The organism is Streptomyces durocortorensis (genome assembly GCF_016901035.1).
GTDB classification, from domain to species: Bacteria; Actinomycetota; Actinomycetes; order Streptomycetales; family Streptomycetaceae; genus Streptomyces; species Streptomyces durocortorensis.
In genome coordinates, this window is sequence record NZ_JAFEUF010000034.1 from 1 (window position 1) to 8,259 (window position 8,259).

8 protein-coding genes and 1 pseudogene are annotated in these 8,259 nt (G+C 70.3%); 2 read left to right on the top strand and 7 right to left on the bottom strand.

Translation table 11 applies throughout. The features are described 5' to 3' along the window. A pseudogene (locus tag JS521_RS09805) lies at positions 1 to 280 on the top strand (hypothetical protein); the annotation flags it as partial. A 54-nt stretch (positions 281 to 334) separates the two neighbouring features. On the opposite strand, the gene JS521_RS09810 reads toward JS521_RS09805, so the two are convergent. The 7 genes from JS521_RS09810 to JS521_RS09840 all read right to left on the bottom strand — a co-directional run bounded on the left by JS521_RS09810 (position 335) and on the right by JS521_RS09840 (position 6,504). After that, the gene (locus JS521_RS09810) at positions 335 to 844 is read right to left on the bottom strand and encodes a hypothetical protein (RefSeq protein ID WP_205082363.1); all 510 of its coding nucleotides are present in this window, start codon (positions 842 to 844) and stop codon (positions 335 to 337) included. A gap of 144 nt (positions 845 to 988) precedes the next feature. Further along, positions 989 to 1,672, bottom strand: a complete 684-nt coding sequence (locus JS521_RS09815) for a uracil-DNA glycosylase (protein ID WP_205082327.1) — start codon at positions 1,670 to 1,672, stop codon at positions 989 to 991. A 104-nt stretch (positions 1,673 to 1,776) separates the two neighbouring features. Continuing rightward, positions 1,777 to 3,357, bottom strand: coding sequence for an ABC transporter substrate-binding protein (locus tag JS521_RS09820; RefSeq protein ID WP_205082328.1), 1,581 nt, complete (start codon positions 3,355 to 3,357; stop codon positions 1,777 to 1,779). 118 nt (positions 3,358 to 3,475) lie between these two features. Then, positions 3,476 to 4,231: an SDR family oxidoreductase gene (locus tag JS521_RS09825; RefSeq protein ID WP_205082329.1), complete on the bottom strand. Its 756-nt coding sequence runs from the start codon at positions 4,229 to 4,231 to the stop codon at positions 3,476 to 3,478. 31 nt (positions 4,232 to 4,262) lie between these two features. After that, the gene (gene fabG / locus JS521_RS09830; protein WP_006122981.1) at positions 4,263 to 5,024 is read right to left on the bottom strand and encodes a 3-oxoacyl-ACP reductase FabG; all 762 of its coding nucleotides are present in this window, start codon (positions 5,022 to 5,024) and stop codon (positions 4,263 to 4,265) included. A gap of 218 nt (positions 5,025 to 5,242) precedes the next feature. Then, positions 5,243 to 5,626, bottom strand: a complete 384-nt coding sequence (locus JS521_RS09835) for a DUF3037 domain-containing protein (RefSeq protein WP_205082330.1) — start codon at positions 5,624 to 5,626, stop codon at positions 5,243 to 5,245. Further along, positions 5,623 to 6,504 carry a HipA family kinase gene (locus JS521_RS09840; protein ID WP_205082331.1) on the bottom strand — a complete coding sequence of 294 codons (882 nt, stop codon included), beginning with the start codon at positions 6,502 to 6,504 and terminating at the stop codon, positions 5,623 to 5,625. The genes JS521_RS09835 and JS521_RS09840 overlap by 4 nt, the downstream gene beginning before the upstream one ends. A gap of 281 nt (positions 6,505 to 6,785) precedes the next feature. On the opposite strand from JS521_RS09840, the gene JS521_RS09845 reads away from it, so the two are divergent. Next, complete coding sequence (locus JS521_RS09845) at positions 6,786 to 8,129, top strand: class II 3-deoxy-7-phosphoheptulonate synthase (protein WP_205082332.1); 1,344 nt, start codon at positions 6,786 to 6,788, stop codon at positions 8,127 to 8,129. The last annotated feature ends 130 nt before the right edge of the window (positions 8,130 to 8,259 follow it).

Genomic DNA, 8,259 nt, shown 5'->3' on the forward strand with positions numbered 1-8,259 from the left:
GCCGCCCGCCGGGCCGTCCTCCCCCGCCCCGCCTGCCGCCGACTCCCCCGCGGAGGGCCGGCGCACCGGACCGGCGGGGGCCACGCGCCCACGGGAACGCGCGGACCCGCCCCGGCCCCGAACGCCCCTCCGGGTGCCGGGTGTCCCGCCCGTCACCGCGCCCGCCCTGCCACGCGGCCCCGGCGGCGGCGCGGACGTCTGCGCGCTCGGCCGGGGGTACGGCGGCTGGCCCGCGGGCAGCCCGCAGGCCCGTATCTGCTCGGAGACGTACGGCCGCTGACGCGCCTGCCACCGGGGCCTCGCGGAGGCCGGGCCCCCGCGAGTCCCCGGTGGGTCACTGCTCCCGCAGGCGGAGCTCCAGTCGTTCGATGGCGGCGCGGACCCCGCCGCCGTACCCGTCGTCCGCGAGCGATGCGGCCGCGGCGCGGGCCCGCCGGAGGTGGATGCGGGCGGAGTCGGGGCGCTGGAGCTTGAGGTAGTCCGCCGCGAGGTTGAGGTGCAGCGAGGGGTAGAACGCCCGGACGGCCGGGGTGTCCCGGTGCTCCGCCGCCCGCTCGCGGCCGGGCCGCTCCCCGTCCTCCGGCTCCTCGGCGGCCGTCAGCCCCTCGGCGGCCGTCAGGGCGCGCAGGTCCCAGGCCAGCTCGTCGCCGGGGTCGTCCTGGGTGTCGGCCATGTAGTGCGCGAGGGTGCAGCGGTGCAGGGCGTCGCCGTCCGCTCCGAGCTCCGACCAGAGCGCGCCGAAGCGGTTGCGGGCCTCCTCCCGGTCACCTCCGTGGAGCAGCATGATCGCCTGGCCGATTCTGGTCATGACGGCGTCCTCGGACGCCTCCTGCTGCTCCACCACTGCGGTCTCCTCGTCGCCCGTCCGGCCGGTCACCGACCGTCGGTCCGACGCTAACGCCGGGCTTCCGCATAACCGGTCAGACACGGGCCAGGTCTATCGGCCCGCAGGGTTGTCGACCCGGCTGATGGGTGGCCGACGAACCCGTCAGCCGAGGTCGGGGATCCGCCAGTCGATCGGCTGGTGCCCCTGCGCGGCCACGGCCTCGTTGATCTGCGTGAAGGGGCGGGAGCCGAAGAACTTCTTGGCCGACAGCGGCGAGGGGTGCGCGCCCTTCACCACCACATGGCGCTCCTCGTCGATCAGGGGGAGCTTCTTCTGTGCGTAGTTGCCCCAGAGCACGAAGACCGCCGGGTCGGGCCGGTCGGCGACGGCGCGGATCACGGCGTCGGTGATCTTCTCCCAGCCCTTGCCCTTGTGGGAGTTGGCCTCGCCGCCACGTACGGTGAGCACGGCGTTGAGCAGCAGGACGCCCTGTTCGGCCCAGGGCATCAGATAGCCGTTGTCCGGGATGGGCAGACCCAGCTCCTGGTGCATCTCCTTGTAGATGTTGCGCAGCGACGGCGGCGTCTTCACGCCGGGCAGCACGGAGAAGCAGAGTCCGTGCCCCTGGCCCTCGCCGTGGTAGGGGTCCTGGCCGAGGACGAGGACCTTGACCTTCTCGTACGGGGTGGCGTCCAGGGCCGCAAAGACCTGCTCGCGCGGGGGGTACACCGGGCCCTTGGCCCGCTCCTCCTCGACGAAGTCCGCCAGCTCCTTGACGTACGGCTTCTGCAGTTCTTCGCCGAGGACGCCGCGCCAGGACTCGGGCAGCAGGTCGATATCGGTCACGTCCACAACCTCCGGTGAGCAACAGGTTCTTGATCCCAGAACCTACCGGTCACCACTGACAACGGGCCCCCGAGGAGGCCCGTCGCCACTCTCCCCGCCAGGCCCTACCAGCTGGCCTTGCGGTACAGCTCCCACATCTGCATGACGGTCTGCGGGTCGAGTGCCCGCTCGCCGCCGCCGATGTCCTCGCCCGCGGCGACGTACAGCTTGCCCTGCCACAGCGGCAGCAGGCGGACGTCGTTGACGAGGATCTCCTGGGCCCGCTCGAACTGCTTGCTGACCGCGCCCCGGTCGCTCTCCTGCCGCGAGGCGGGGATCAGCTGCTGGGTGATCTCCTTGTTGAGGTACGGGCTGCCGGTGACGGGCTCCTGGCCCACGAACGGGGCGACGAAGTTGTCGGGGTCCGGGAAGTCGGGGAACCAGCCGCGGCCGAAGACCGGGTACTCGCCCTTGTTGAAGCCTTCCTGGAACTTCTGCCAGGGCTCGCCCCGCAGCGTGATCTTGAACAGTCCGGAGGCCTCCAGCTGCCGCTTGAGCTCCTCGAACTCGGGCTCCGTGGCGGAGCCGTAGCGGTCGGTGGTGTACCAGAAGGTCATCTTCACGGGCTCGGTGATGCCTGCACCTGAGAGGATGCTCTTCGCCTTGTTCACATCCGGGTCGCCGAAGGTGTCGAAGAAGCTCGTGGTGTGTCCGGCGATGCCCTTGGGGATCATGGAGTAGAGGGGCTCGGCGGTGCCCCGGTAGACCTTCTCGACCAGCGCGTCGCGGTCGATGACATGGGCGACGGCCTTGCGGACGGCGGGGTTCGCGGCGGCCGGGTCCTTCGGGTTGAAGACCAGGAAGCGGATGTCCGCGCCCGTGCTCTCGACGATCTGGAGGCCGGCGTTGTCGTCCTTGTTGTCCTCCAGGCTGACGACCTCCTCGGCGGTCAGACCCCGGTAGGTGGCGTCGATCTCGTCGGCCTTGAGCGCGCTCACCATGTCCGCGGACTTCTCGAAGTAGCGGATGGTGACCGCGTCGTTCTTCCGGTTGGCGAAGCCCTTGTAGTCCGGGTTCTTCTTCAGCTCGGCGGTCTTCCGGCCCTCGTAGGACTCCAGGAGGTACGGGCCGGAGCCGGTAACCTTGCCGTCGTCGCGGATCTTGTCCTTGGGGTAGTCGCCGGGGGCGACGAGCGACATGGCGGGCGTGGCGAGGATGAACGGGAACGTGGCGTCGGACTTGTTCAGGTGGAAGACGACCGTGTCGTCGCCCTTGGTCTCGATCCGGTCCAGCGAGCCGAGCATCCCGGCCGGGCCGCCCTTGAAGTGGATGTCCACGATGCGGTCGATGGAGTACTTCACGGCCTCGGCGTCGAGCTTCTCGCCGTTGGAGAACGTGAGGTTCTTCTTGAGCGTGCACCGGTACGCCATGCTCGTGGCGTCGGTGAACTTGCACTCCTCCGCCGCGTCCGGCTCCGGGCTCGTGCTGCCGGTCGGGAAGCTCACCAGAGTCTGGTAAACGTTCCGCATCAATTCCCAGGAACCGTCCCAGGCCGCCGCCGGATCGAGTGTGGACGGGGAGCTGGTCGTCCCGACGGTTATCTTCTGGTCCGTTTCCGATCCGCTGTCGGAAAGGAGACCGCAGCCTGCCAGCAGAGAAAGGGAAGCTAGGGCTGCAGCAGCCTGCAGACTGGCCCGGTAGAACACGCGCACGCTCCTCGATCAGCCATGGGTCGGCAGACCATACCGCAGCGCCCCACCAGGTCAATCCGCTGACCCGGCGGGGCACTTGACTCAATCAGGGCCAAATCGGTCCAGGCCGATCTCAGCCCACGCCCGCGTTCAGGAAGATTCCGCCGTCGACCACGAGGGTCTGCCCGGTGATCCAGTCGGACTGCGCGGAGGTCAGGAAGGCCGCCGCACCCCCGATGTCCTCGGGCACACCGAGCCGGCCCAGCGGATAGGCGGCGGCCGCCTCCGCTTCGCGTCCCTCGTAGAGGGCCTCGGCGAACTTCGTCTTGACCACAGCCGGCGCGATCGCGTTGACCCGGACGACCGGGGCGAACTCGTGCGCCAGCTGGGCGGTCAGGTTGATCATGGCCGCCTTGGACATCCCGTACGCGCCGATGAACGGCGAGGGGGCGACGCCCGCGACGGAGGCGATGTTGACGATCGCCCCACCGTTCTCCTTCTGCCAGGCCTTCCAGGTCTGCTGGGCGAAGCCGAGCGCCGAGATCACATTGGTCTCGTAGACCTTGCGGGCCACGTTGAGGTCGAGCTCCGCCATCGGCCCGAAGACCGGATTCGTCCCGGCGTTGTTGACCAGGTAGTCGACCCGGCCGAACACCTCCATGGCGCGCTCGACCGCCGCCGCCTGGTGGGCCTCGTCGTGCGCCTTGCCCGCGACGCCGACCACCCGGTCGGAACCGAGCTTCTCGACGGCCTCCTTCAGGGCGTCCTCGCCCCGCCCGGTGATGACCACCCGGTCGCCGCGGGCGACGAGCGCCTCGGCGATCCCGTAGCCGATGCCCCGGCTGGCGCCCGTGATGAGGGCGACCTTTCCGCTGTCCTGCACCGTCATGATGTCCGCTGCCCTTCGGATCGGTTCCGGATCAGTTGAGGGGTCCGCCGGCCACGTACATGACCTGGCCGGAGACGAAGCCCGCGTCGTCGCCCGCGAAGAAGGCGATGGCGTTCGCGACGTCCTCGGGACGGCCGACGCGCTGGACGGGGATCTGGGTGGCGGCCGCCGCCTGGAACTCCTCGAAGCCCATGCCGACGCGCTCGGCGGTCTGCGCGGTCATCTCGGTGACGATGAACCCGGGCGCGACGGCGTTGGCGGTGACGCCGAACTTGCCGAGCTCCTTGGCGAGCGTCTTGGTGAGGCCCTGGAGCCCCGCCTTGACCGCGGAGTAGTTGGCCTGGCCCCGGTTGCCGAGAGCCGAGGAGGAGGAGAGCGAGACGATCCGGCCGAACTTGGCCTCGACCATGTGGGCCTGGACGGCCTTCGCCATCAGGAACGCACCCTTGAGGTGCACGTTCATCACGATGTCCCAGTCGGACTCGCTCATCTTGAACAGCAGGTTGTCGCGGAGCACACCCGCGTTGTTCACGAGGATCGTCGGCGCGCCCAGCTCGGCGGCGACCCGCGCGACGGCGGCTTCCACCTGACCGGCGTCCGACACGTCGCAGCCGACGGCCAGCGCGGTGCCCCCGGCGGCGGTGATCTTCTCGACCGTGTCCTTGCAGGCCGCCTCGTCGAGATCGAGTACGGCGACGGCGCGGCCTTCGGCCGCGAGGCGTACGGCGGTGGCGGCGCCGATGCCCCGTGCCGCTCCCGTCACGATGGCGACACGCTGCTCGGTGGTGGACATGCTTGGTTCTCCTCGCCCTTGGATAGCGGCTCAGCGGGCGTCGGGGCGTTGCCCTGACAGAAAGACCCCGGCGGCTGAGCAACCGCTTAGTACCTTCAGCAGTCGAGACGCTAGAAGCCCTGGCACCCGGTGTCAACGGCGCACGCCCCGGCGGGCCGCACGTCACACCGGGCGGGAGGGTCCGCCGCTGTGCCGTGAAGGTCCCGCCGGGGCGTGTCTCAGCGCACCAGCAGGTCGAGCAGCCGTTCCACCTCACCGGCCGGGTCGGTGGTCAGTCCGCTGTGCACCGCCCCGGGCTGGACGACCGTGGAGCGCGGGGCGATCAGCCAGCGGAACCGCCGCCCGGCGTCGTCGCCCGCCGCCTGACCGGCCCCTTCGCCCCCGTCGCAGACCCCTTCGACGGCGCGCAGGGCTGCCCGTACCCCGACGACGTCGGCATGCGGGTCCAGCGCCTTCAGCTTCGCCTCGTCGAGGTGCGTCCGGGCGGCCACGAACGAGTGGGCCCGGCAGTAGACGAGCACCCCGGCGTTGAAGCACTCCCCCCGCTCGACCCGGGGCACGACGCGCAGCAGCGCGTACTCGAAGACATCACGCCGCGTCATCGGCCCGCCTCCTCGCCGGTACGGGCGGCTGCCTCGGCGCGGTCGTCACCGGCGGCCGGCTTCGGCCGGGGCGGCAGGCGCTCGGTGAGCCAGCCCGGGGCCTGGGAGGGCCGGGTCGCGGTCGGCGCGTCCAGCGTGATCCGCTCGTGGATGGTCGCGGCCCGCGCGAGCAGCGGGGCGACGTAGGCCCGGCGCACCTCGTCGGCGGACTCGAAGCCGGGCTCACCGGCCAGCCACACGTCGGGCACATCGGCGGCCACCTCGGTGAGCAGTTCCTCGGTGACCAGCGGGGCGAGTTCGGCGGCAGCGGCGGCGATGTCCGGCCCGAAGGGGGCCAGGACGTGGTCCGATGCGTTGTACGGCTTGGCGGCGGAGGCCTGGGCACCCGGCCAGTTGTGGTGCCAGATCATGGTCGCGCCGTGGTCGATGAGCCAGAGGTCGCCATGCCAGACAAGCAGGTTGGGGTTGCGCCAGGAGCGGTCGACGTTGTTGATCAGTGCGTCGAACCAGACGATCCGCCCGGCCTCGGCCGCCCCGACCTCGTAGGCCAGCGGGTCGAACCCGAACGAGCCCGGCAGGTAGTCCATCCCGAGGTTCAGCCCGCCGCTCGCCTTGAGCAGCTCCTGCACCTCCTGGTCCGGCTCGGCCAGCCCGATGACCGGGTCCAGCTCGATGGTCACCAGCTCCGGCACCCGCAGCCCGAGCCGCCGGCCCAGCTCCCCGCAGATGATCTCGGCGACGAGCGTCTTGCGGCCCTGCCCGGCCCCGGTGAACTTCATGACGTACGTGCCGAGGTCGTCGGCCTCGACGATCCCGGGGAGCGAGCCGCCCTCACGCAGCGGCGTGACATAGCGGGTCGCTACGACCTCTTCCAGCACTTTCCCAGGCCACCCAATCTCTTCGACCGTGCCTTCCACGGACAACGTCTCCGAGGCCAGAGGCAGGAAGTGAGCATAGTAACCGGGGGTGAGCGGCACCGGGGCGGGACGTGTCCGGGCCGCGGCACAGGGACGTGCCCCCTCCCCCATAAGTGCAAGGAAAACTCGTCCGTGCGCCGATGCGGGTACCACACGGCCGCTGCTTGGATCGGCCTGTCAACCGCGATCCTGTTGGTTCCGAGGAAGGAAGTGGCGGTAGTCGTCTGCCGCGCATTCCGAACATGACAAAAAATGAACCTGTCCGCGATTCCTGGCGTGCCAAACCCGCCGCCCAGCAGCCTTCTTGGCCGGATTCCGAGGCCCTGACCTCCGTTCTCACCGATCTGTCGACCGCGGTCCCGCTGGTCTTCGCGGGCGAGTGCGACCAGTTGCGTACGCGTATGGCGGCCGTCGCGAGGGGGGAGGCATTTCTCCTCCAGGGCGGCGACTGCGCGGAGAGTTTCACCGCCGTCTCGGCCGACAACATACGCAACACGCTCAAGACGATTCTCCAGATGGCCGTGGTGCTGACCTATGCGGGATCGGTGCCCGTGGTCAAGGTGGGCCGTATAGGCGGCCAGTATTCCAAGCCGCGGTCCCAGGGCACCGAGACCCGGGACGGGGTGACCCTTCCGGTCTACCGCGGCGATTCGGTCAACGGCCCGGATTTCACCGCCGCTTCCCGCACCCCCGACCCGAAACGGCTGCGGCGCATGTACAACGCGTCCGCCGCCACGCTGAACCTCGTACGCGCCTTCACCGCCGGCGGATACGCGGCGCTGGACCAGGTCCACGCCTGGAACCAGGACTTCGTCGCGCTGTCCGCCAGCGGCGAGCGCTATGAGCGGCTGGCCCGGGAGATCGACCGGGCCCTGGCCTTCATGAAGGCGTGCGGGGCGCATCCCGACGCCTTGGACGACGTCGAGTTCTACGCCAGCCACGAGGCCCTCATCCTCGACTACGAGGCCGCTCTGACCCGGGTGGACTCGCGCGGCGGTGACCTCTACGACACCTCGGCCCATATGCTCTGGATCGGCGAGCGCACCCGTCAACTCGAGGGAGCACACGTTGCGTTCGCCTCGACGGTACGCAACCCCATCGCGGTGAAGCTCGGCCCCGGCGTGGCGGCGGACGAGGTCCTCGCGCTGATCGACAAGCTCGATCCGGACCGCGAGCCGGGCCGGCTCAGCTTCATCACCAGGATGGGCGCGGACAAGGCCCGCGACGCGCTGCCCCCTCTCGTGGAGAAGGTCACCGCGAGCGGTGCCCAGGTCGCCTGGATCTGCGACCCGATGCACGGCAACACCTTCAAGACCCCCAGCGGGTACAAGACGCGCAGCCTCGACGCGATGATGGACGAGGTCGGAGGCTTCTTCGAGACCCACCGCTCGCTGGGCACCCATCCGGGCGGCATTCATGTGGAGTTGACCGGCAGCGATGTGACCGAATGCGTGGGCGGTGGCGACGAGGTGCACGTCGACCAGCTCCCCCTGCGCTACGAGACGGTCTGCGATCCCCGGCTCAATCGCCGTCAGTCGCTGGACCTGGCCTTCCTCGTGGCGGAGATGTACCGGGGAGAGCAGTGACGCCGGGGCGGGGGGGGGGGGGGGGGGGGGGGGGGCGGGCCGGGCGGCGCCGGGACGCCGCTCCACGGGCGACCGACCCGGCGCGACACCAGCAGCGAGAGCGGGAGGGGCCGGGGGGTCGGAGGGCAGG